Source organism: Pseudomonas sp. Z3-8, from assembly GCF_051131975.1.
In the GTDB taxonomy this organism is placed as follows: Bacteria; Pseudomonadota; Gammaproteobacteria; order Pseudomonadales; family Pseudomonadaceae; genus Aquipseudomonas.
Window position 1 is genome coordinate 2,836,215 of record NZ_CP071643.1, and the last position, 22,246, is coordinate 2,858,460.

Genomic DNA, 22,246 nt, shown 5'->3' on the forward strand with positions numbered 1-22,246 from the left:
TCGGCCACCGCCTTCAGGAAAATGGTGGGAGTATGGAAGCGGTCCCTGGGCGACCCCGCGAGAGCGGAAGGTCTCGCACCATCGCTCGCGCCAGCACGACGTTTGCGCATGCCCCCAGCGCTGAGCGCACACCGGCCTATTGTTGAGCGCTGCTCATCGGTGCATAAACCAAACAGCCGGTAGTTGGACGTAGCGACATCAATTAGGTTGTTCGCAACTCTATTCATTGAGCAAGGAGCTACCGATGCGCCCAAGAGCAGCCATGCCTGCAGTCGCCCTGTTGGTCATCGCATTTAACGCCTGCGCTGCTGATGCCCCCTCCGAGCAATCGATGACGATCGTGAGAAATGGTGAGCAGGCATCCCTAATCGGGCCGCCAGCTAATTTTGTGGGGCATGCACGAATTGACCCTCTCTTCGCCCCACGGGCACCGTCGAAAGTCTCGGCAGGGTATGTGACCTTTCAACCGGGTGCGCGATCGATGTGGCATACCCACCCGTTGGGACAAATGTTGGTGGTCACTATGGGCACCGGATGGGTTCAACAAGAGGGCGCTGATAAACAGGTCATCAAGCCTGGAGACGTGATATGGACGCCGCCTGGCGTCAAGCATTGGCATGGCGCAACGAGCACGACCGGCGTGACTCACATGGCCATTCAAGAGACGCTTGACGGCAAAAATGTCGAGTGGCTTGAGCCAGTTACCGAAGCCCGGTACGGCGCTTCATTATGATTATTCGAACATTTGCAGCAGCAGGCTTAGCGCTGTGCTTGTCTGCATGCGCCACCCCCGAGGGGGCGCGGACTAAGGAAATTTCGCACATGTCAAATTCAGCCGATATACACGCCGCATCACCGGTAATGGCTCACAACGCTGACACATTACTGCTCGGTGAGGTCTGGAAACGCCCAGAGTTGTCTCCCCGTGACCGGAGCCTGGCAACGGTTGCCGTCCTGATTGCGCGAGGTCAGACAGCTGAGCTGGCGGCACACCTGGATCTGGCGTTGAAGAACGGGGTGACGCCTTTAGAGTTGTCCGAAACTATCAACCATCTCGCGTTTTATTCGGGTTGGGGTAACGCCGCTGGAGCAGCGCCATTGCCAAAGAGGTGTTTAGCAAGCATGGCATAGCCTCTGACCAACTGGCGCCGGTGTCGCCCGTGCTATTGCCTATCGATCAGGCTGCCGAAGACGCACGCGTTGCAGCTGTCGACAAATCTGTTGGCCCGGTTTCGCCAGGGTTAGTGAAATTCACCACCAGTGCGTTATTCAACGATCTCTGGCTGCGTCCGGGTCTTGTGCCCAGAGACCGTAGTCTGATTACTGTTACGACGTTAGTTGCAAACGGTCAGGTTGCGCAGATCGGTTACCACCTTAATCGTGCGATGGACAATGGCCTGACGCAGACCGAGGCCTCCGAATTGCTTTCACATCTGGCGTTCTATGCTGGATGGCCTAACGCCTTCTCAGCCGTGCCCGTATTCAGCGATGTGTTCACCAAGCGCCAGGCGAGCTGAGTCGCTAGGGGAGTGGCCCCATGGGTTCGAGTTCGCGGATGAGGTCAATCAGTAGGCGAATGCCTACGGGAACTTGTCTGAAGCTTGAGTAGTAGATGTGAAAGCCTGGGTCATGGTGAGTCCAGTCCTCAAGGACTCGCCGCAGGGAGCCTTCCGCGATCTGTCGTTCGACGACCTTCGCAGGAACATACATCAAGCCGGCGCCGCGCATTGCCATCGCCACACCAACGCGGGTCTCATCGATAGTGATAGCGCCCGGCGCGTCTATCTCCATCTGTTGATCCTCCTTCGAGAATTGCCAGTGGTAAATGCGTGCATTCCCCAGACGCACGCGTAAACAACGATGTTGGTACAGCTCTTCCGGATGTAGCGGGGTGCCGAATCGCTCAAGGTAGTCAGGCGCGCCAACGACGGCCCAGGCCACATCGGGAGAGAGTCGTTGAGCGATCATGTCTTCGGGCACCGTCCCGCCGAAACGAATCCCTGCATCGTGGCCGTCGCCGATAATATCGACCATTCGGTTAGTCACGGTGAGGTCAACCTCGATGTCCGGATAGCGATCAATGAAAACCGGAAGAACGGGGCCGAGCAGCAGTTTTGCGCCATCGCTCAACACGTTCAGGCGGATACGCCCGGCTGGCTCATCGCGTAGCCGGTTCAGGGTCTCCAGCGCCTGTCCGATATCATTGACCGGGGTGCTGATGAGGCTTTGCAGCTCCTCACCAGCTGCTGTGAGTGTCACGCTTCGGGTGGTGCGATTGAGCAGTCGAACACCAAGCCGTGTCTCCAGCCCTTTCATGGCGTGGCTCAGAGCAGACGCGCTGATGCCCACGTCCAGACCCGCCTTTCTGAAGCTTTGATGCCGAGCGATGGCGAGGAAATAAACAATATCTGCCAGGTTCGTGCGGCTCAGTTGCATTGATGACTCCGAAGCAAAAAGCGGTAAGGTCAGCCCACAGCGGGCAAGTGGTCAATCAACTTGTCGAGCGTAATGGGGTAATCACGAACCCTAATGCCGGTGGCGTTATAAACAGCGTTGGCAATCGCCGCTGCCGCTCCTGAAATACCGAGTTCGCCGACACCTTTAGCCTTCAGCGGAGTCGCATAGGCGTCAACTTCATCCAGGAAAATAACCTCCTGATAGGGGATGTCGGCATGCACCGGCACTTCGTAGCCAGCCAGATCATGATTAACAAAATAGCCCAAGCGATGATCTACAATCATTTCCTCCATCAGCGCTGCACCTGCGCCCATGGTCATTCCCCCGATGATCTGACTGCGTGCCGTTTTGGGGTTGAGTATTCTGCCTGCTGCGCACACTGCCAGCTGGCGGCGAATGCGAATTTCTCCGGTGGCCGCGTTTACACCCACCTCTACGAAGTGAGCGCCAAAGGTTTGTTGGGCATACTGCTTAGCCAAGTCGCCAAACTCCATGACGTCTTCGGCCTGCAAGTCGCCGTCTTTTGTCGCTCGTGCCAATGGCAGGTTTTTTGACCCTTCACGGACGTGGCCATCGATAAATTCGGTTTTTGTCGGATCGAGGCCCAACTTGGTTGCGACGGCTTCTCTAAGTTTCACACAAGCTGCATAGACGCCCGCCGTGGATGAGGCTGCGCCCCATTGGCCGCCTGAACCCGATGATTCCGGAAATCTTGAGTCGCCCAGGTAGACGTTTACCTTGTCCATGTCCACGCCCATCATTTCCGCAGCCGTTTGAGCAATGATTGTGTAAGAGCCGGTGCCAATATCAGTCATGTCGGTTTCGACGGTGACCATGCCCTTGCGATCAAGCCGTACGCGAGCAGCTGACTTCGTCGTGGGTGCGCCTCGAATCGCGGAAGCCATCCCCAACCCGATCCACCAACCGTCATGCAGTTCTTTAGCCGGTTGGGTACTACGCCGAGCCCAGCCAAAATGATCGGCTCCCGTATGCAGGCATTCGACTAACTGGCGCTGAGAGAACTGGCGATCAGGCTGCTCCGGGTCTACCTGGGTGTCGTTGATGACGCGAAACTGCACAGGATCCATTCCCAGTTTCTCAGCCATTTCGTCCATGGCAATTTCCAATGCCATCATGCCTGGTGCTTCACCGGGCGCGCGCATGGCGCTACCTTCGGCAAGGTCGAGTTCGGCGAGATACAAGCGAGTCATGCGGTTTGCACCCGCATACAACGTTCGGGTCGATGCGGTGGCCGCTTCAGTGCGACCACCGCGCAGATTGCCCGACCAGCTCTCGTGGCCGACGGCAGTGAGTGTGCCGTCCGGATTTGCACCGAGCCGGATTCTTTGAATCGTCGCGGGTCTATGGGTCAGGTTGTTAAACATGAGCGGGCGGGGGAGTGCTACTTTCACCGGGCGCCCGGCCGCTCTAGCGGCAAGAGACGCCAATACGGCGTCGCACAGGATGGTGCCTTTTCCACCAAAGCCGCCGCCGATGTAGGGCGAGATCAGGTGAATGTTGTCTTTGGAGATGCCTAGCGTTCTAGCCAGGTCTCTGACACCCCAGTTCATCTGCTGAATGGACGTCCATAGCGTCAGTTTATCTCCCTGCCACTGAGCGATGGTGGCGTGGGGTTCCATCATCGCGTGGGCGTGGTCAGGGGTGGTGTAATGGCCGTCGAGGGTGACCGCTGCCTGCTTGAACGCGCCTTCGAAATCCCCGATCGCGGTGTGCGGAGGAGGGCCGAACGCACCCGGCGCGGGTGTCTTGGCTGACGCTCTCTGTGCGGCGAGGTCGTAGGCCCCAGGCTCTCTTACGTAGTAGACCCGAAGCAGAGCCGAAGCAGCCCTGGCTTGTTCAAACGTCTGTGCGACGACGATTGCTACGGCCTGGTGATAGTGATCGATCTTTGGACCGGCAAGTGCGCGATCAACGTAAAATTCGCCCCTGTCCAGTGGACCCGCATTTTCATAGGTGACGATTGTAATCACGCCGCTGGCTTGGCGTGCTTCGCTCGAATCAATTGAGGAAATTCGGCCTTTGCCGATTGCTGAACCGACGACATAGCCGTAGGCGGGGGGACTGACAGCGGCCTGTTGCTCGTAAGCATAGGTCGCCGTGCCGGTTGTTTTCAGTTTGCCTTCAACTCGATCTTTGGGTTGACCAACCACCTTCATTTGATCAATGGGATTGGTGCTCGCAGGCGTATCAAACTTCATGAGGCTTACTCCTGGTCAATCGACCGCAGCCGCGCAATGTCGGTGATGTCGCTTAGGAAAATGCGGTGGAAAGCGCAAGGCCAATTGTCCGTTCCGCCAGTTTGATCTTGAAGGCGTTCTGCGCGGTAGGATTAGCGGCAGCCAGCAAATGTGTGGCTACGGCCTTCGCGCCATCAGGCAGATAAGCTTCGGCCTCTTCACTTCGCCAAGGCTTGTACGCCACGCCGCCCAGGGCGAGGCGCCCCGTCCGGTCTGGCAGCACGATCGCCGCGACAGACACCAGCGCAAACGCGTAGGAGGCGCGGTCACGAACCTTGTAGTAGATATGCTCGCCCCCTAAAGGTTTAGGCAGCGTCACGGCAGTAATCAGTTCGCCGTTGTCCAGGATGTTCTCGATATGTGGGGTGGTCCCCGGTGCGCTGTAAAGGTCGGCGAGATCAATCGTTCTAACTTGGCCGTCCGAGTTGAGCGTTTCTACCCTTGCGCCCAATGCTCGCATCGCCACGGCCATGTCGCTGGGGTGGCTGGCAATGCAGGCATCGCTGACACCGATAATCGCTTGTTGCCTGCTGGCGCCACCAATCGCCGAGCAGCCGGCGCCCGGGCGGCGCTTATTACAGGGCTGATTAGTATCGTAAAAGTAAGCACACCGGGTGCGTTGCAATAGATTGCCCGCCGTTGTGGCTTTGTTGCGCAGTTGTCCTGACGCTCCCGCGAGCAGCGCTTTGGAGAGTACGGCGTAGTCTCGACGTACCTGAGGCGCAGCGGCCAGGTCGGTGTTACGCACCATGGCGCCGATCCTTAGCCCGCCGTCCTCGGTCGGGGTGATTTCATCGAGCGCCAGTCCGTTTACATCAATCAGGTGCTGCGGGGCTTCTATCTCCAGTTTCATCAGGTCGAGCAAATTGGTACCACCGGCGATGAATCGGGCGCCCGGGTTATTGGCAGCGGCATTAACCGCTTGCTGCAAAGAGGTGGCTCGTTCGTAAGTAAAGGATTTCATGCCTCACCTCCGGCTATCTCTTGAATGGCATCGACGATGTTGGAGTACGCCCCGCAACGGCAGATGTTTCCACTCATGCGCTCGCGAATCTCAGCGGCTGTGACGGTGCTCCTGGCGCTCAAATCGCTGCTGACGTGGCTGGGTATGCCGACCTTTATCTCTTCAAGCATCGCGACTGCCGAGCAAATCTGTCCAGGCGTGCAGTAACCGCATTGGTAGCCGTCGTGCTTGATGAATGCCGCTTGCAGAGGGTGCAGGTTGTCCGGCGTACCGAGCCCTTCAATGGTGGTGATGCTGTCACCTTCATGCATGACCGCAAGCGTGAGGCATGCGTTTATTCGTCGACCTTCTACGATCACCGTACAAGCACCGCACTGGCCGTGGTCACAACCCTTCTTGGTGCCGGTTAAATGCAGCCTTTCTCGAAGGACGTCCAGGAGCGTGCTGCGGTTGTCGACATCCAAGGCAACTCGCCGCCCGTTGAGGGTGAACGTTACATGACTGCCTGGCGGGCTCTGCGCTGCTGATTTCGTGTTGGCAGTCGCTTGGGCATCATCGACCTGCGCCAATACGGCCGTGACCGCAGTACCTGCGGTACCTATCAGCACTTGTCGTCGGGAGAGTTCTATTCCAGCTCCGGTTGCGGTGGGGGTTCTAGTGTTCATAAACGTCTCCATTCGCAGTAGGTGTGGCTGAAGGCGGATGTTCAGTGTGGGAGCCTATGGCACTAGGTTGCAGCTGATAACTGGCGTTTTCAGAATGAATCCGTGAGCAGAGCTCAGTAATCCACGCCACGGGCCCGGAGTGGACGAATATTGCCCACAGCATTAATCCAGGTCGCGATCATGATCGGGGCTATCGTCGGTGCATTGTCATTGCCGCTGATCATTGAGCATATCGGATGGCGTATGGCTTATTTATCACTAGCGGTGTGCGCCTGGGCGTGCCTGAATTTGTTCGCTCAACCACTCAAGGACTAGACTGGTGCTGCCCAGTCATAAGGCCCGTCAACCCATGCTCCTCGTCCCGCCAGATACCGCCGAACAGACAAAGCTCACCCTCGAGGTGGTGCTGCGCTATCACATGGCCTGGAAGCACCGCGACCTGGAGGCGATACTCGCGCTCTATCACCCGCAAGTGCAGTACAACGATTTTTTCCAGAATCGCAGCATGGGCCTGACCGAGCTGCGCGCCTACATCACCGGCACATTGCCGCGCCATCCCGATGAATATCTTGAGCACAATGATCGCATTCGCGCTGACGGCTGCACGGCATTCATCCAGTACCAGACCGCCCTGAAGGGCAGTGGCGAGCAGGTGGTTTTCCGAACCAGCGAAGCGATCACCGTATGTGAGGGTCGGATCCTGCGTGTCAATGAATACGCGTCACTCGTGCGCGACGGCGAGCCGCACGCCGGGCGTCGCGCCCCTGCCATCAGTAAGCTGGGGCTCTCGGCGCGCCAGTTGAGTTTCATGGCGAGAGACTTGGCCGATTACTTTACCCGCCAGCAGCCATTCTTGGACCCTGACCTGGATCTTGCACGGATCGCCAGCGCCACCGGGTACAGCCGAAATCAGTTGTCTTACCTATTGAATCAAGTGCTGGGGCAAAGCTTCTATCGCTACGTGACTCAGGCTCGATTGGTCTACCTCCTTGAACGCCTTGCCAGTTACGACGAAAACGCCCCCATCGATACCCTCGCGGTGGCCGCTGGATTCAATTCCATCTCGGCGTTCTACAAGGCTTTCCGTAGCCATACCGGCTGCACACCTAAAGCCTGGTTAAAGGCCAATTGCGCGCGTACCCGCAGATAACACAGGCCCCTTCACGGCGCTTTAAGCTTTGTCGGCAATCAAACGACGGAGCAGGTGATGGCTGGTTGGGGTGGTGTGAGTTTGTGGATGGAGCAAATCGACGAGGCGCTGACGCCGCGTCCGGCGTTGCATCAGGATCTGCAAGCCGATGTGGTGATCATCGGTGCCGGCTACAGCGGTCTTTGGACGGCCTATTACCTCAAGCAGCAAGCACCGCACCTGGACATCGTCATAGTTGAAGCACAGATTGCCGGTTTCGGCGCCTCCGGTCGCAATGGCGGCTGGTTGATGGGTAATCTGCTCGGCGAAGACCGACTCCTGGGGCCCTTGCCTGCCGCGCAGCGTCATGCAGGATATCAACTGCTGCACGGAATTCCCGATGAAGTGGCGCGGGTGTGCCACGTCGAAAGCATCGACTGCGAACTGCGTAAAGGCGGAGTGCTGTACTGCGCGGCGCGGTATCCCGAGCAAGAACGGCGCCTGCGCGAACAACTCGCTGCCGCCCGTGCGCAAGGCCTGGGTGAAGACGATTATCGCTGGCTGAGCCCTCAGGCCTTGCGCGAACAATTGAATGTGGCCCAGGCGTACGGCGCCCTGTATTCACCTCACTGCGCGACCCTTCAACCTGCCCGGTTGGTACGGGGGCTAGCTGAAGTCGTGGAACGCATGGGTGTGCGCATTTTCGAGCAAAGCGCTGTGCTCGACTGGACGGCAGGCCAAGTTCGAACCGAGCACGGTCGGGTGAGCGCCGATTGGGTTGTTCCGGCAGTCGAGGGGTATGCCAGTGCCTTGCCCCCGTTGAACAAATATCAACTGGCCGCGCAGAGCCTGATCGTTGCGACTGAGCCGCTCCCGACCGATATATGGGCCGAAATCGGACTCAGCCGTGGCCAGGCTTTCAGCGAAAACAGTCGACAAGTCACCTACGGTCAGCGCAGCCGCGATGACCGCCTGGTATTTGGTGCCCGCGGTGGCTATCGCTTTGGAGGTCGCCTGCGCAGTGACTTCAACCTCAGTCAGGCCGAACGTGAGTTGCGTCAGTACCTGTTTAGCGAACTATTCCCGGTTTTGCGCAATGTTCGCCTGACTCACGCCTGGGGCGGCAACCTGGGTGTCGCCCGGCATTTTCATCCGCACATGCTGGCTGACCGCCGGCAGAAAATCGCACTCGCCGGTGGCTATGGCGGCGAAGGCGTAGGCGCCAGCAACCTGGGGGGCCGCACGGTGGCGGCGCTGATTCTCGGTCAGGACAACGAACTGACCCGCCAGCCTTGGGTGTTGGGCGACCGTCCGCTGGCCTCGCTGCCACGCTGGGAGCCAGAGCCCCTGCGCTGGCTGGGTTACAACGCCATTATCCAGAGCTTTGTTCATGAAGATCGGATATTGGCCAACCTCCATGTACCGCGCTGGCGTCGCCGGATGGCTGAGGGCTTGGCTGGTTGCATGGAACGTCTGATGAAGTCCAAGGAGCCGTTCGCATGAAGATAGATCATTTTCGCGACACCCCACGTTTGTCTCTCGGGGAATCGGGCGCTGTCGGCATGCCGCTGGGCGAGCCGATTTCACAGGTCGCCACGACAAGCGTTGAGCGCGATGACGGCGTCGAGGCTGGCGTGTGGGAATGCACCCCCGGACGCTGGCGGCGCCAGATTGTGCAACAGGAGTTCTGCCATTTCGTTCAGGGGCGTTGCACCTTCACCCCGGACGGCGGTGAGGCCCTCCACATCCAGGCCGGTGATGCGTTGATGTTGCCTGCGAACACGACGGGAGTCTGGGACATACAAGAAACCGTTCGCAAAAGCTACGTGCTGATTTTCTGAACTGCCTTCATCCATAACGCTTAGAACAAAGGTTGAGGTCTCGTATGTTGAAATCGATCGTTCCGCTACTGTTGATCGCGTCTACCGCTCAGGCGGCAGACACCGTCAGGATCTACAACTGGAGCAGCTACATCGCCCCCGATACCCTGCAAAACTTTACCACTCATACTGGGCACCCGACTCAGTATGACGTGTACGACAGCAACGAGGTCCTCGACGCCAAACTGATGGCCGGCCGTTCCGGGTATGACGTGGTGTTTCCCTCTAACCACTTCATGGCCCGGCAGATCAAGGCCGGTGCGCTGAAACCGCTGGACCGCAGCAAACTGCCGAACTGGCAGAACCTCAACCCGACGCTGATGAAAGTTCTGGAGGCCAACGATCCGGGCAACCGATACGGTTTTCCCTACCTGTGGGGCAGCACCGGCATTGGCTACAACGTAGCCAAGGTCAAGGCCGTCCTGGGCGATGTACCGATAGACTCATGGGACATCGTCTTCAAGCCGGAGAACATGAAAAAACTTGCCCGATGCGGCGTAGCCATGCTCGACAATGGCCCCGAGATCCTTCCCATTGCCTTGAACTACCTGGGGCTTGCGCATCACAGCAAGGACAAGGCCGACTACGAGAAGGCCCAGGCCCTGCTACTCAAAGTGCGCCCCTATGTGAGTTACTTCCACAACTCCAAATACACCAGCGATCTTGCAACGGGTGATGTGTGTCTGGTCGTGGGGTTTTCTGGCGACGTGATGCAGGCGGCCGCAAGAGCCAATGAGGCCGGGAACGGCCAGCAGATTGCTTATGCCATCCCCAAGGAAGGCTCACCCATGTGGTTCGACATGGTCGCCATGCCCGCCGATGCTCCGAATGAAGCGGCCGGTTACGCGTTTCTGAACTACCTGCTGGACCCCAGCGTCATGGCTGACATCAGCAACCATGTGCACTATGCCAACGGCAATGCTGCCGCTGAGGGCATGGTCGACAAGGCCATTCTCAACGACCCGATGGTGTACCCGCCTGAAAGCGTGATGAAGAAACTCTTTGTGCTGGAAGCGATACCGCTAGAGACCGACCGACTGCGCACGCGTGTCTGGAGCCGGATTAAAAACGGACAATAAAGTCAATCGCCGATGATGTGGGCAGCCCGGATCATCGGCGGCAGGTCCTTTTTTCGTTACAGCAAACGCCATGCAAATCCACCGACAGCCAGCGTTTTTGAGGCCAGAATTGAGGCCAAGGAGTACGGGGCGCCGGTTCCGGGCTGTTGCTGGAGTTGGCAAAAGCGCATCTCCTTGGGCACCTATCCTGAGATTGATCTGCATGAAGCATGCACCTTGCGTGATGAAGCCCGGGCGCTCCTCGCGAAGGGATCAATCCCCATGCTGACCGCAAATGTAAGCGACACGCTGCGGCTGTGAACAACATTCTGGGCAAATGAGCAGGCAAGTAAGCTAGGCTGCTCGCACAACAGGCCGTCGGTATTCGACGGCCTGAAAACAAAGGCATTATCAATGTCGAAAAATTTGCTGTTGGGCTGGACCCGTTTTTTGTGCGTGCTTGCTGCCTTGAGCGGCGCGGCCACCATGGCAGTTGCTGCCTCGCCTGAAAAAACCGCTACGACGGCATCGGATACGCAAGCGGTGTCCCTGGCAGGCGGCAAGCTGAAGTTCGTGCTGAACGGCGTCGAGGCCCGTACCTTGAACAGCGACAACGGCGGCACGATGTACTTCGATCCGAAAAGCGAGCGGGCCATCATCGTTACCGAAGGTCCGGCGCCGACTGCGGGCACCACCCCGGACGCTGCGTTTCTCCTCGCCGTGGATACTGTGAAGGAAACGCAGCAGGCCGCATCACCCAACTTTCGCATGACTGGCGAGAAGACCATTCAGGTGAACGGCCTGAAGATGTACCGCCTGGACGGCACCGACGATTTCAACGGCCTGAAACTACTAATGGCCTCGTTGATGACGATGAACGATCAGAAGATCACCATCATCGAAGTGATGTCCAGCGTAAACGACCCGGCCGGCCATACCGCTGCGTTGAAGAACATTCTGGGCGATTAAAGTGGAATTCCATTACAGGCTATCGGGATCCCCGAAGAACATCTGAATCCGCGATCTCAACCAGCGTTCGCCCGGGTCGTTGTCCTGGGAGCCGCGCCAGGCCATGTGCAGTTCGAAGCTGCGCACCGGGATCGGTGGGTCTTCAGCGCGCACGCCGCCGGCGGCGGTCAGTGCTTCGGCGGTGTAGTCGGGCACGGTGGCGATGATGTCGGTGCCCGACAGCAGCGTGCTCAGGCCGTTGAACTGCGGTACGGCCAATACCACATGGCGCTTGCGGTCGAGTTTTTCCAGTTCTTCATCAATGAACCCGCTCAAGTCGCCGGCAAAGGACACCAATGCATGGGGGCGGGCGCAGAATTCGTCCAGCGTCAGACGTCCCGGTGCGGTGTCGGCGCGCAGCACTTTCGGCGAGCTGCGCCGCAAGACCTTGCGCTTGGCGTTGGCCGGCAGGTCGTCGGTGTAGCTGACTCCGATGGAGATTTCGCCAGAGGCCAGCAAGCCCGGCATCAGGATGTAATTGACCCGGCGCACCACCAGCACGATGCCTGGCGCTTCGGCCCGCAGGCGCTTGAGCAGCATCGGCAGCAGGGCGAACTCGGCGTCATCCGACAGGCCGATGCGAAAGACCGAGGTGCTGGTGGCCGGATCGAATTCCGCCGCCCGGCTGACCGCCGTGGAAATCGAATCCAGGGCCGGAGAGAGCAGGGCGAAGATTTCCACCGCCCGCGCGGTGGGCTCCATGCTGCGCCCGGTACGCACGAACAGCGGATCGTCGAACAGGCTGCGCAGGCGCGACAGCGCGGCGCTGATGGCCGGTTGGCCGAGGAACAATTTCTCGGCGGCGCGGGTCACACTGCGCTCATGCATCAATGTTTCGAACACGATCAACAGGTTCAGGTCGACACGACGCAGGTCATTACGATTCATCTGGGGTCCTGGCAGATTCGGCAAGCTTGACGTGGGCGGCCATATGGGAACAATGGCCGGCATGAATCTTACGGGGAAAGGCTGGTACTCTGCACCGGCTAATTGCATTTTTCAGGGCGGGGTCCTACAGGGCCGGTTCAGTTTTCTTGCTGCGGAATCAATGACAGGCATGTCGACTATTAATAGCCACTGATGGTCTTGGCTACAAAGCCCGGATAGAGTTCATGGCATTAGAGGTTACTTTGACGAGGTTTGCGATGTCCCGCACGATCCGTTTTCACAAGTTTGGTGGTGCCGAGGTGCTCAAATGCGAAGAGCATGCGGCGGCTCTTCCTGCGCCAGGAGAAGTGCAGGTCCGCGTCGAAGCGATCGGCATCAGTTGGTACGACACCCTGTGGCGCCAGAACCTGGCATCGTCCCAGGCGCGCCTGCCTTCAGGCCTGGGCCATGAAATGGCCGGCGTGGTGACAGCCGTCGGCGACGGGGTCGATGACTTGGCCGTGGGCGACAAAGTCGCCAGCTTCCCCGCCGAGAGCCCGAACGATTATCCGGTGTACGGTGAGGTCATCGTCCTGCCGCGCACCGCTTTGACCCGCTATCCTGACGTGCTCAGCCCGATCGAAGCCGCGGTTCATTACACGCCGCTGCTGATCGCCTATTTCGCCTACATGGACTTGGCAAGGGTCAAGCCCGGGCAATTTGCGCTGGTGACCGATGCCAGCCATTGCGCCGGTCCTTCCTTCGTGCAACTTGGCAAGGCGTTGGGCGTGCGGGTGATCGCCGCCACCAAGACGGCTGAAGAGCGTGAATACCTGCTGTCGCTGGGCGCCGAAAAAGTCATCGTCACCGAAGAGCAGGACTTGTTGATGCAAATCAACAAACTCACCGACAGCCGTGGCGTCGATGTGGTGTTCGACGGCTTGGGCGGGCCGCAGATGTCGCTGCTCGGCGATGTCCTGGCGCCCCGTGGCAGCCTGGTGCTGTATGGCTTGCAGGGCGGCAACCAGACACCGTTTCCAGCCTGCGCGGCGTTCCAGAAGAACATCCAGTTCTTTGTCCACTGCATCGGCAATTTCACCGGCAAGCCGGAGCTGGGCATTCTCCAGGACCAGGTCGCGTTGCAACGGGCGTTGCGTGATATCAACCAATTGACCGCCGACCGTGTCCTGTTGCCCCTCAAGACTCGGGTGTTTCCGTTCTCCGAGTTCGTCGAGGCCCATCGGTACATGGGCGAATGCCCTTGCCGTGAACGCGTTGCCCTCCAGGTAGTCGACCCCGCCTGATTTCCTCTCTTGCGCAAGAGTCATCGTTTCGACTCTTGCGCTGTTTTCGGCCGCCCTGGCCAGTCTTCTTGACCGTTCTGTGTGTCTGTCCTTCAGCAGGCCTGCGCATAACTGCGCACGAATCAACGACCCTGTTTACTCTCGTCTGTCGAAAGGCGGCATCTTGCAAAAAGCAACTGAACTGGTTTTTGCCGCCAATCTGTATCTTTTAATCATTACTCAAGTCTTGATAATTGAATACTGACTTTCGAACTCAAGGAGGAATTGCTGCGCAGCACTCGTTTGCGCGGCCGTCTGCTGTTTCTTGTTCCTATTTAAAGTGTCCGGGGTGTTGTTTGCCCTGGGTCGCCTGCTGCCTTGAAGAAGATTATTGGCAAGAGGTAAAGCGTCGCTCGGCATATTCCTTGTTTTCTGTCTCCATTGTCTGTGGGACGCTGTAAGAAATCTCCTAGGACGGTTTGGGAGGTGGGCGAAGGCCAATGAATACGGGTGCTTTTGGCGAAAAGAGAAAAGCAGGGGGCACGACCCATACATGTGTGGATTAATTACATCGCGCGAAAGCAAAGTGTATCGTCAATACTCTTAATAAATGGCAAAGGCATTCACCCGACTGGCGCGTCGAGCAATCAACGTGGTGTGGGTGCGACGTCGATAAACGGATTTTAGGTAAAAGTTATGAGTGCAATTCATCAGCAGGCAATGACTTACGTATATCAACAGGTATTGCAACGCTTGTTGGAAATTTATTCCCGTGCGGAACGGACCGCACTGCAGCTTCTGGTCCAGCGATTGATCGTCGCCGCTGGCGGTATTGAACGAATTGGCACCTATCGGGTGCTGGTGGCCCAGAATGGCAGTCGGGAGGGGTTCTATGCGCTGACGGCCCTGCGCGCCGCGCAGTTGAGCATTGCTGGCCGGCATCCGACGACTTTCGACCTGCGCGTCGCCACGCCACGCCTGGGCGAGATGACCCAGGCCACCCTGGAGAATATCCACTGTTGCTACAGCGCTCTGTTTCTCTACGACGACCCACGGGTAGAGCTACTGATGGCGGACAATCGAGAGGTGGTGCCGTTTGATCGCTCCAAGCCGTTATCGGCGCAAGGGCGCGAGGCCAATCGCACTGACATGCTGATGCTTGGGCACCTGCGTTCCTCCGACAGCCTCCTGGGCGTGGGCGACGAAGGCTACCTGGCGATGGCGGAGTTCTACAAGAACATGGCTCGCTGGGATGCGGGCGTGGATTCATGGGTCAGTTGCGACACGCCACGCCAGCAAAAGCAGTTCCTGTCCGGGTTGCGCCGGGCGACCCGCAAGATCGGTCTGGTGTTTGAGCCCGTGGGTGGATTCGACGGCCTGTTTGCCCAACTCGATTTCCTGGGCAGTGACCTGTTCCGGCGTTTTTATGGCCAGGAGCACCTGGGTGTCTGGCAACCCGAAGGGCGGCTGGAGGCCTGCCGGCAAGTGGGGCACATCCGTATTGATGATCTGATCACCGAGCGGCTGGAGGAAAGCAACTGGGCGTTGTTCAGCGAATTCCTCGGCGTCAGCTCCGATGAGCTGGTTGCGCCATCGCTTGAGCATGAATACCTGAGCCCGTACCTCTCGGCCCACCTATGTGGCTTGCAGGCCTGTCATCAGCAGGAACGCGGCTATGCGGCTGGCTACACCGATTACGTGCAACGCATGATCATGGTCATGCACCGCAAGCGTATGCCGGAGCCCGTCTGCCAGCAGGTCCAGGGGCTGTTGGGTTCATCGTCGGAGATTCCCGAGCGTCGAACCGTGATCGCCCTGGAAACGGAAAAAAATCTGAATCTGAACGAAACGCAACTGGTGTGCATGCTGTTTGCGCCCTTCGTTGAAAAGGGCGCCGGCCTGGAGCATTTCCTGCGGTGCTGTCATCCCGGCATGCTGGTGGGCATGCCCGATCTGCACAGGGCGTTGCGGGGCGGCCCGGTCACGGATCAGGTGGCGCATTGGATGGTCGATGTCAGTGGCCTGCCCGTTGCGATGCTGTGTAAGTTGTACCGGGCCCGAATCACCACGCCGGAGCCGGAGATCATCCGGGCGGACCCGCAAACGGCCATGGAGCGCGCTGATACGGATCAGGGCGGGCAGGGCGCCGATGATCCCGGCGAACGTGCAGCGCGGCGCTGAGGGACGGGGTTTGACGTATTTTGTCGCGATCGCCCGGGCCCGGTTGGTGAAGGTTCGGTTCGGCGGCCCAGTCTCATGAAGGGCCATCGTGAAACAGACTTCACCTACCAGGCGGTTTATCGGTACCTGACGAACCTGATCAATGAGCTGGGCGCTGATGCTCGGGTGCGTCTGCCGTCATTGCGGCAGTTGGCCGAGCGCCTCAATGTCTCCATATCCACCATCCAGTACGCTTATTCCCTGCTGGAAAAGGAAGGGCGGGTCTATTCGATTGCCAAGTCCGGATACTACGCATTGCCGATGGTCAGCGTGTCCACTCTTGGCGATGGCGATGATTTGCTGGAGACCCTGTACGTCAACGCGCGTCGCCCAGGCATGCTGGTGCTCAGCGGTGATGAACCGGCTTCGTTGCAGCCGCTCGACAGTCCGCTTCTGTTGCTTGAACGCGAGCTCCTGCGCCAGTACCCGCGCGCTTCACAACATCCGCTGCAGCCCTGGGGAGAGCAGGAGTTGCGTACCGCACTGGCGGCACGCTACACCTCTTCACCGTCGCGATGCTGGAGTGCCGATGACGTCTATATCGGCGCTGACTTGCGCGGCGTTCTGGAAATCCTGATTGCAGTGCTGGCACTCAAGGGCAACACGGTGCTCGTGGAGTCGCCCTGCGAATGGACCGTCCTGCGTTTGTTGCAAGCGGCCGATATCCGCGTCATCGAGCTGCCCTTGCTGGCCGAGGGGGAAATCGATATTGAACAGTTGGAGCGGTTGCTGGCGAATGAAACGGTATGCCTGATGGTGGTGTCTTCGGTGTTGAGCATGCCCAGGGGGAGGTTGAAAAGTGCAGCCGACCGGCGAGCACTGGCGCGTCTGCTGGAACAGTACGGCACGTGGGTACTGGAGAACGACAGCCATACGGAGTTGGTATTCGAGCCCGGCGCGTTGCCTTTTCGAGAGTGGCTCGACCCGGACCGGCTGATCGTGTATTCCACTTTCGAGACAACCATAGGGCCCGAGGCGCCCTACGGTTATGTGCTGTCGCGTCAGCTGACGCTGATGTTGCAGCGTCATTTCCTGTTGCGCGCATTTCGTCTTTCGCCGATTCGCCAGAAAGCGATTGCGCGTTTATACAACAATGGCCGGATCGACCAGCATCTACTGGTATTGCGACGCCTGCTACGCGAAAGCGCCGCGTCGGCGACGCAACTGTTGCGCGAGCGAGTCGGAAACTGCCTGGAATGGGAGGAGCCCGAGGGCGGCGCAACAATCTGGGTACGCTCTTCACGCCAGGTCGATCTGCGGCGGGTTTTCCAACGGCTGCTCGCCCGGCGAATCGTCATCGCGCCGGGAGAGCTGTTCAGCACCCAAGGACGATATGACCAGCATTTTCGGTTGGCTCATGCTCTCGACGGCGTGGGCGGCCGGGAAGCGGCCTTCTGCGCACTGGCCGAGGCCTTGAGGCTCGAACAATCCTGATCGCGGGGCGATGGATCGAACCCGTCGCGTGATGGTCGAACTGTCAGTAAACTGCCTTCATTTTTCCGAGCCACTCCATTCCGAGGTTTTGCATGACAGTCAGTCCATTTGCGGGCAAGCCGGCGCCGGCAGAGTTGTTGATCGATATCCCGCGACTGGTGACGGCGTATTACACCGGCCGGCCCGACGCCTCGATTGCGACCCAGCGCGTCGCGTTCGGCACTTCCGGGCATCGTGGCAGTTCGTTCGATCTGGGGTTTAACGAATGGCACGTACTGGCCATCAGTCAGGCGATCTGCCTGTACCGTGAAGCCCAGGGCATCGACGGACCGCTGTTTGTCGGTATCGACACTCATGCACTGTCGACTCCGGCGGGAGCCAGCGCGTTGGAAGTGCTGGCCGCCAATGGCGTGACCGTGATGATCGCCGAGGGTGACGAGTACACCCCGACGCCAGCGATTTCCCACGCCATCCTGTGCTACAACCGTGGCCGGACCACTGGGCTGGCTGACGGCATCGTCATTACGCCGTCGCACAATCCGCCACAAAGTGGCGGCTACAAATACAACCCCACCAATGGCGGTCCGGCCGATACCCATATCACCAAATGGATTGAAGCCAAGGCCAACGAGCTGTTGGCCAACCAGTTGGCCGGCGTCAAGCGCATCAGCTACGAACAGGCGCTCAAGGCCGAAACCACTCACCGTCACGATTATCTCAATACCTACGTGGCAGACCTCGGCAACGTCATCGATTTCGACGCGATCCGTGGTGCAGGGCTGCGCCTGGGCGTAGACCCGCTGGGCGGCGCTGGCGTGCGCTACTGGCCCGCCATCGCCGAACACTATCGACTGGACCTGGAAGTGGTCAACACCCAGGTGGATTCCACCTTCCGCTTCATGACGGTCGATTGGGACGGGCAGATCCGCATGGACCCGTCCTCCAGCCACGCCATGCAAGGTTTGATCGGTTTGAAGGAGCGCTTCGACGTGGCCTTCGCCTGCGACCCGGACCATGACCGCCACGGCATCGTGACGCCGAGTGGCGGCTTGCTGGCGCCGAACAATTACCTGGCGGTCTCCATCGATTATCTGTTCCAGAATCGGCCGCAATGGCGTGCCGATGCGGCGGTCGGCAAGACCGTGGTCAGCAGCGGCCTGATCGACCGCGTGGCCAAGCGCCTGGGCCGCCGCCTCTATGAGGTGCCGGTGGGCTTCAAGTGGTTCGCCGACGGCCTGTTCGATGGTTCCCTTGGCTTTGGCGGTGAAGAAAGCGCCGGTGCCTCGTTCCTGCGCAAGGATGGCGGCGTATGGAGCACCGACAAGGATGGGCTGATCCCGGCCTTGTTGGCCGCTGAAATGACGGCTCGCACCGGTCGCGACCCAAGCCAGGCCTATCGCGCCCTGACGGACGAGCTGGGCGAGCCGTTCTCGGTACGTGTCGATGCCAAGGCCAGCCCGCAGCAGAAAGCGCTGCTGAGCAAGCTGTCGCCGGATCAGGTCCAGTCCACTGAACTGGCGGGCGAAACGATCCAGAGCATCCTCAGCCACGCCCCGGGTAACGACCAGGCCATCGGCGGCCTGAAAGTCATGACCGAAAATGGCTGGTTTGCCGCGCGTCCGTCCGGCACCGAGGACATCTACAAGATCTACGCCGAAAGCTTTATTGGCGACGAGCACCTGAAACAGCTGGTGGTCGAGGCCCAGGCGCTCGTGGATGGCGCGATTTCCGGGCAGTGATCGCGTCCTTTTCGCGAGCAGGCTCGCTCCCACAGGTAATCTGACTGTGGGAGCGAGCCTGCTCGCGAAGGGCCTAGTCCCCTGAAATAGCGCAATGCCAACCTGCCATATCACTTTCATTTCATCGTCTAAATAGCTGACAGCAAAGCTTTTGGCTGGAATCCGGCTGCAAATCCAGACACCATAGCCCTCATGGTTCTGAACACCGGAGTCCTTCAGCGTGTCGCAACACACTCCCGATCTTCCTCCCGAACTCCTGCCACTGGCCCAGATGCCCTGGCTCAAGCGCCTGGCTGCGCGATTTTTTGGTCATGGCCTGACGCGCCTGCGCGCGCAGCACCGGGCGTCCTGGCTGCATGGCCAGGCCGATGGCTTTCGTAGCGGGCACACCGCGGGTTTTGATTATGGTTTCAAGGAAGGCAAGGCCGAAGGCCTGGAAGAGGGGCGTCAGGTCCTGCTGATCAGGGATTGGCGCAGCACCGAGCATCCGGGGCCCAAAGTCGACGATCTGTTGTTCGATGACTGGCGCCTGCCGCTTACCGCCGAACTGAAGAAGCGCATCAAGGCCGACGTCGCGCGCCTGCTACCGGCGCATGCGCAACCCAGCAGCGCGCAGTGGAAGATGATTTTCAGCGACACCCCGGCGACGTCGGTCGTCGCGGGGGCAGGCGCAGGCAAGTCCACAACGCTGGTACTGCGCATCGTGCTTCTCTGTCATTACTTGGGGTTCGAGCTGGATTCGATGACCGTGGTCACGTTTACTCGCGAATCGCGCAAGGACTTCATGCAGAAGCTCATCGACATGTTTGCGCTTTGGGGGCGTACGATCAGCCTGGCGCAGGCACGCGAGCTGGTGCGCACGTTCCACTCACGAATCCTGCCCATGGTGCGCAGCCTGCCTGGATTCGAACGGCTCCAGGCCTTCGAGGCGCTGAGCCTTCGCGCCGGGCCAAATGACGATGGCGCCTTGGCGAGCCCATTCGACTTGCGCATCAACGAGGTCCAGCGCCAGCACCTCAACGCCTGTTATCACAGCCTCTACAAGCGTGACGAGCGTTTCCGCGAGCTGATCAAGCCGCTTTCCCGGCACGCCTTGCAGCTCAAGACGCTGGAGCGCGATCACCCGGATGTGCAGAAGCGGATAGCCGTGACTGAACTGGCGGCCCAGCGCGACGAAGCACTGTGCGACGCGATCGAGGATCTCTGGTTGAAGGCGGGCGCCTGGCCAATCAAGGGGATCGAGCCGAAACGCCAGGCCTTCGAAGTCAATGGTTCCAGGTTTCATTGCCACGGTTACGTTCCTTCGCTGGACGCCTGGGTAATGCTGGGTTTCGATCCACGTGAAGATTCTCAGCTCAGCCGGCCCGGCGCCAAGCTGAGCCTGCGCGCGGAATGGGCTGTAAAGCGGACCCTGTTTCAAGCTTTCTGTCGTAAGCCATTGATATGGCTCGACAGTTATGAGGAATCCAGGCGCGTATTGGCCTCGTTGGCCGGGGATGCCAGTGCCGGGCCGGGGTTCGATTACAAGGTCAAGGGAGAGCTGGGCTCCGCCCCTTTGCTGGACTGTTTTGTCGCGGCGGCAGGGTTCATCGAGAATCTCGGCCTGGATGTCCCTGATGCCGTGGGCCAGATGAGTTTCTCCCATGACGATCCCGATCGGTATTTCTTCGAAGCGTTGAGCCGCTTCTGGCGCGCTTTCGAGGATCATCTGCTCGACCAGTCGCCGCCGGTCATGACCTACAACCGCATGTTTGCGCTGTTCAGCGAGCATTCAGAGGAAAACTTCAAGCTGCTCGATGACGCGCTGTTGCGGCCGATGGCCCACTTGATGATCGACGAGTTCCAGGATGTTTCGCCGCAGATCGTCTCCTGGATCCGAGCGAGCCTGCGCGAAGTGCGCAGGCGCGGTACCGCCCTGCACGTGGGGCGCGCCGCCCAGCGTTCTTCGCTGTTGTGCGTGGGTGACGACTGGCAATCGATCTATGGCTGGCGGGGCAGTTCGCCGAGTTTCTTCATGGCCTTCAACAAGCAATTCCCGTCCCCGGCCAGCACGCGGGTGATGCTCACCGAAAACTACCGCAGCCATCAATACATCATCGACGCCGCCGAGCATGTCGTGCGCGCGGCGGAGGCCATGCCTGGCAAAAAAGCCAAGGCCAGCGGCGTGTCACGAACGCCAAGTCCGGTCAATGTGCTGGATCGAGATGACGAAGGGTTGGCGCGGCGACTTGATGAGCATTACCGGAAGGGTGATTCGATCTTGATGCTGTATCGAAGAAGTAGCGACAAGTCATTGTTAGAAAAGCATATTCAGCCAATAGTTAATGTTGATTCTAGCTTGCCGATGCCAATGAGACGCTTCAGGCAAATGACTTATCACAGCGCGAAAGGCCTTGAGGCGGATGCGGTATTCCTTCTGGGTGACTGCCAGCATCTGACCAGTTCGCCGTACAAGAACCAGGTCTACCGGATGGCCGGGCTGGGCCAGGACGGCGACACCGAACCGTACGACACGGCGCAAAAAGATGAGATTCTGCGCCTGGCATACGTGGGGATCACGCGGGCGGTGCAACATTGCTACTGGTATGTGGACGGCCAGGACAGTCAAGCCGCCAACGCGCCCAGAGCCTCGGACCGTGTCGCGGCGGGCAAGCCATTCTTTGTCGATCATCGCCGTGCGCGCGGCTGATACATGTCACAGTCGATAATCACAAAAAAGCCCGTGGCGAGGGAGCTTGCTCCCGCTCGGCTGCGGAGCAGTCGTAAACCTACGGGTGCGGTGTGCCTGATACTCCGCATTGGCAGGTTTTGGGGCCGCTATGCAGCCCAGCGGGAGCAAGCTCCCTCGCCACGGGTTTGTCGATTGCCTTGAATGAACCGCATCAGTGAATGTGGGCTTTTTTGTTCAGGAAGCGAATCGTCGCAAGCCAACCGGCGGTACGAAGGCTTCAAGCTCGGCTTCCACCGCTTCGATGATTCGCTCCACATCAGGCGCGTTCATCACGGTGGCGCAGGGGATGCCTGCAATCGCGATCATGGTTTCGCCGCTGGCACGGTCGAACAACCGGGCCACCATGCTGCCCGGCGCATCCATGCTGGCCTCGAAGCCCATGGGATGGAAATGCCAGCGCATCAATTGGCAGGCGTTGGGGAATGTAACCTTGCTGAAAGATCCTTTATTCATCTGTAGCCCGCCTTCTTCATCAAGCGCTTCCGTTTGCTCATGTCAGGAAGGAAGAGCCATCATGGCCCTACCAGTGAGAATTAAAATAGCACCGGAAAAT

At 59.2% G+C, this 22,246-nt stretch carries 17 protein-coding genes and 2 pseudogenes; 13 read left to right on the forward strand and 6 right to left on the reverse strand.

What is annotated here, in order from left to right:
- Positions 1–244: 244 nt before the first annotated feature.
- Positions 245–733 carry a (R)-mandelonitrile lyase gene (locus J3P94_RS13130; RefSeq protein WP_434573946.1) on the forward strand — a complete coding sequence of 163 codons (489 nt, stop codon included), beginning with the start codon at positions 245–247 and terminating at the stop codon, positions 731–733.
- Positions 730–1,517, forward strand: a pseudogene (locus J3P94_RS13135) (carboxymuconolactone decarboxylase family protein). Before J3P94_RS13130 ends, J3P94_RS13135 begins: the two are co-directional and overlap by 4 nt.
- Positions 1,518–1,521: 4 nt before the next feature.
- On the opposite strand, the gene J3P94_RS13140 reads toward J3P94_RS13135, so the two are convergent.
- Genes J3P94_RS13140 through paoA form a run of 4 tightly spaced genes read right to left on the reverse strand, consistent with a single transcriptional unit; the run spans position 1,522 to position 6,344 of the window.
- Positions 1,522–2,436, reverse strand: a complete 915-nt coding sequence (locus tag J3P94_RS13140; RefSeq protein WP_434573948.1) for a LysR family transcriptional regulator — start codon at positions 2,434–2,436, stop codon at positions 1,522–1,524.
- Between the two features lie 29 nt (positions 2,437–2,465).
- Positions 2,466–4,676: an aldehyde oxidoreductase molybdenum-binding subunit PaoC gene (paoC, locus tag J3P94_RS13145; RefSeq protein WP_434573949.1), complete on the reverse strand. Its 2,211-nt coding sequence runs from the start codon at positions 4,674–4,676 to the stop codon at positions 2,466–2,468.
- 52 nt (positions 4,677–4,728) lie between these two features.
- Entirely contained in the window at positions 4,729–5,679 is a 951-nt protein-coding gene (locus J3P94_RS13150; RefSeq protein ID WP_434573951.1) for an FAD binding domain-containing protein, read from the reverse strand.
- Positions 5,676–6,344 carry an aldehyde dehydrogenase iron-sulfur subunit PaoA gene (gene paoA, locus J3P94_RS13155; protein ID WP_434573953.1) on the reverse strand — a complete coding sequence of 223 codons (669 nt, stop codon included), beginning with the start codon at positions 6,342–6,344 and terminating at the stop codon, positions 5,676–5,678. The genes J3P94_RS13150 and paoA overlap by 4 nt, the downstream gene beginning before the upstream one ends.
- A gap of 349 nt (positions 6,345–6,693) precedes the next feature.
- Here paoA and J3P94_RS13160 point away from each other — a divergent pair, with 349 nt between their 5' ends.
- From J3P94_RS13160 to J3P94_RS13185, 6 genes and pseudogenes are all read left to right on the forward strand, one after another.
- On the forward strand, positions 6,694–7,494 hold the full coding sequence (locus tag J3P94_RS13160; RefSeq protein WP_434573954.1) for a helix-turn-helix domain-containing protein: 801 nt from the start codon (positions 6,694–6,696) through the stop codon (positions 7,492–7,494).
- A gap of 57 nt (positions 7,495–7,551) precedes the next feature.
- On the forward strand, positions 7,552–8,976 hold the full coding sequence (locus tag J3P94_RS13165) for an NAD(P)/FAD-dependent oxidoreductase (protein WP_434573955.1): 1,425 nt from the start codon (positions 7,552–7,554) through the stop codon (positions 8,974–8,976).
- Positions 8,973–9,314 carry a cupin domain-containing protein gene (locus J3P94_RS13170; protein ID WP_434573956.1) on the forward strand — a complete coding sequence of 114 codons (342 nt, stop codon included), beginning with the start codon at positions 8,973–8,975 and terminating at the stop codon, positions 9,312–9,314. Before J3P94_RS13165 ends, J3P94_RS13170 begins: the two co-directional genes overlap by 4 nt.
- Positions 9,315–9,358: 44 nt before the next feature.
- Positions 9,359–10,432, forward strand: a complete 1,074-nt coding sequence (locus J3P94_RS13175; RefSeq protein ID WP_434573958.1) for a polyamine ABC transporter substrate-binding protein — start codon at positions 9,359–9,361, stop codon at positions 10,430–10,432.
- Positions 10,433–10,540: 108 nt separating this feature from the next.
- A pseudogene (locus tag J3P94_RS13180) lies at positions 10,541–10,722 on the forward strand (Arm DNA-binding domain-containing protein); the annotation flags it as partial.
- Positions 10,723–10,825: 103 nt separating this feature from the next.
- Positions 10,826–11,380 (forward strand): hypothetical protein, encoded by a 555-nt coding sequence (locus J3P94_RS13185; RefSeq protein ID WP_434573959.1) that lies wholly within the window; start codon positions 10,826–10,828, stop codon positions 11,378–11,380.
- Positions 11,381–11,392: 12 nt separating this feature from the next.
- Here J3P94_RS13185 and J3P94_RS13190 read toward each other — a convergent pair whose 3' ends face one another.
- A complete protein-coding gene (locus tag J3P94_RS13190) occupies positions 11,393–12,307 on the reverse strand; it encodes a LysR family transcriptional regulator (RefSeq protein ID WP_305500794.1) in 915 nt (304 codons plus the stop codon).
- A gap of 257 nt (positions 12,308–12,564) precedes the next feature.
- Between J3P94_RS13190 and J3P94_RS13195 the strand changes: the two genes are divergently transcribed.
- From J3P94_RS13195 to J3P94_RS13215, 5 genes are all read left to right on the forward strand, one after another.
- Positions 12,565–13,590, forward strand: coding sequence for a zinc-dependent alcohol dehydrogenase family protein (locus J3P94_RS13195; protein WP_305500796.1), 1,026 nt, complete (start codon positions 12,565–12,567; stop codon positions 13,588–13,590).
- A 675-nt stretch (positions 13,591–14,265) separates the two neighbouring features.
- The gene (locus J3P94_RS13200; RefSeq protein ID WP_434573962.1) at positions 14,266–15,750 is read left to right on the forward strand and encodes a hypothetical protein; all 1,485 of its coding nucleotides are present in this window, start codon (positions 14,266–14,268) and stop codon (positions 15,748–15,750) included.
- Between the two features lie 75 nt (positions 15,751–15,825).
- A complete protein-coding gene (locus tag J3P94_RS13205; RefSeq protein WP_434573964.1) occupies positions 15,826–17,223 on the forward strand; it encodes a PLP-dependent aminotransferase family protein in 1,398 nt (465 codons plus the stop codon).
- 92 nt (positions 17,224–17,315) lie between these two features.
- Positions 17,316–18,962, forward strand: coding sequence for a phosphoglucomutase (alpha-D-glucose-1,6-bisphosphate-dependent) (pgm, locus tag J3P94_RS13210; RefSeq protein ID WP_434573965.1), 1,647 nt, complete (start codon positions 17,316–17,318; stop codon positions 18,960–18,962).
- Between the two features lie 220 nt (positions 18,963–19,182).
- On the forward strand, positions 19,183–21,651 hold the full coding sequence (locus tag J3P94_RS13215; RefSeq protein ID WP_434573967.1) for a UvrD-helicase domain-containing protein: 2,469 nt from the start codon (positions 19,183–19,185) through the stop codon (positions 21,649–21,651).
- 216 nt (positions 21,652–21,867) lie between these two features.
- On the opposite strand, the gene J3P94_RS13220 is transcribed toward J3P94_RS13215, so the two are convergent.
- Entirely contained in the window at positions 21,868–22,146 is a 279-nt protein-coding gene (locus J3P94_RS13220; RefSeq protein WP_003201764.1) for a DUF1652 domain-containing protein, read from the reverse strand.
- Positions 22,147–22,246: the final 100 nt, after the last annotated feature.

Excerpts from the sequence above, each read along its gene's own strand:
- J3P94_RS13220 (WP_003201764.1), bottom strand. The coding sequence starts at position 22,146 with ATGAATAAAGGATCTTTCAGCAAGGTTACATTCCCCAACGCCTGCCAA.
- J3P94_RS13175 (WP_434573958.1), top strand. The coding sequence starts at position 9,359 with ATGTTGAAATCGATCGTTCCGCTACTGTTGATCGCGTCTACCGCTCAG.
- J3P94_RS13130 (WP_434573946.1), top strand. The coding sequence starts at position 245 with ATGCGCCCAAGAGCAGCCATGCCTGCAGTCGCCCTGTTGGTCATCGCA.
- J3P94_RS13205 (WP_434573964.1), top strand. The coding sequence starts at position 15,826 with ATGAAGGGCCATCGTGAAACAGACTTCACCTACCAGGCGGTTTATCGG.
- J3P94_RS13160 (WP_434573954.1), top strand. The coding sequence starts at position 6,694 with ATGCTCCTCGTCCCGCCAGATACCGCCGAACAGACAAAGCTCACCCTC.
- paoC (WP_434573949.1), bottom strand. The coding sequence starts at position 4,676 with ATGAAGTTTGATACGCCTGCGAGCACCAATCCCATTGATCAAATGAAG.
- J3P94_RS13200 (WP_434573962.1), top strand. The coding sequence starts at position 14,266 with ATGAGTGCAATTCATCAGCAGGCAATGACTTACGTATATCAACAGGTA.
- J3P94_RS13165 (WP_434573955.1), top strand. The coding sequence starts at position 7,552 with ATGGCTGGTTGGGGTGGTGTGAGTTTGTGGATGGAGCAAATCGACGAG.
- J3P94_RS13150 (WP_434573951.1), bottom strand. The coding sequence starts at position 5,679 with ATGAAATCCTTTACTTACGAACGAGCCACCTCTTTGCAGCAAGCGGTT.
- pgm (WP_434573965.1), top strand. The coding sequence starts at position 17,316 with ATGACAGTCAGTCCATTTGCGGGCAAGCCGGCGCCGGCAGAGTTGTTG.
- J3P94_RS13140 (WP_434573948.1), bottom strand. The coding sequence starts at position 2,436 with ATGCAACTGAGCCGCACGAACCTGGCAGATATTGTTTATTTCCTCGCC.
- J3P94_RS13195 (WP_305500796.1), top strand. The coding sequence starts at position 12,565 with ATGTCCCGCACGATCCGTTTTCACAAGTTTGGTGGTGCCGAGGTGCTC.
- J3P94_RS13170 (WP_434573956.1), top strand. The coding sequence starts at position 8,973 with ATGAAGATAGATCATTTTCGCGACACCCCACGTTTGTCTCTCGGGGAA.
- J3P94_RS13190 (WP_305500794.1), bottom strand. The coding sequence starts at position 12,307 with ATGAATCGTAATGACCTGCGTCGTGTCGACCTGAACCTGTTGATCGTG.
- paoA (WP_434573953.1), bottom strand. The coding sequence starts at position 6,344 with ATGAACACTAGAACCCCCACCGCAACCGGAGCTGGAATAGAACTCTCC.
- J3P94_RS13185 (WP_434573959.1), top strand. The coding sequence starts at position 10,826 with ATGTCGAAAAATTTGCTGTTGGGCTGGACCCGTTTTTTGTGCGTGCTT.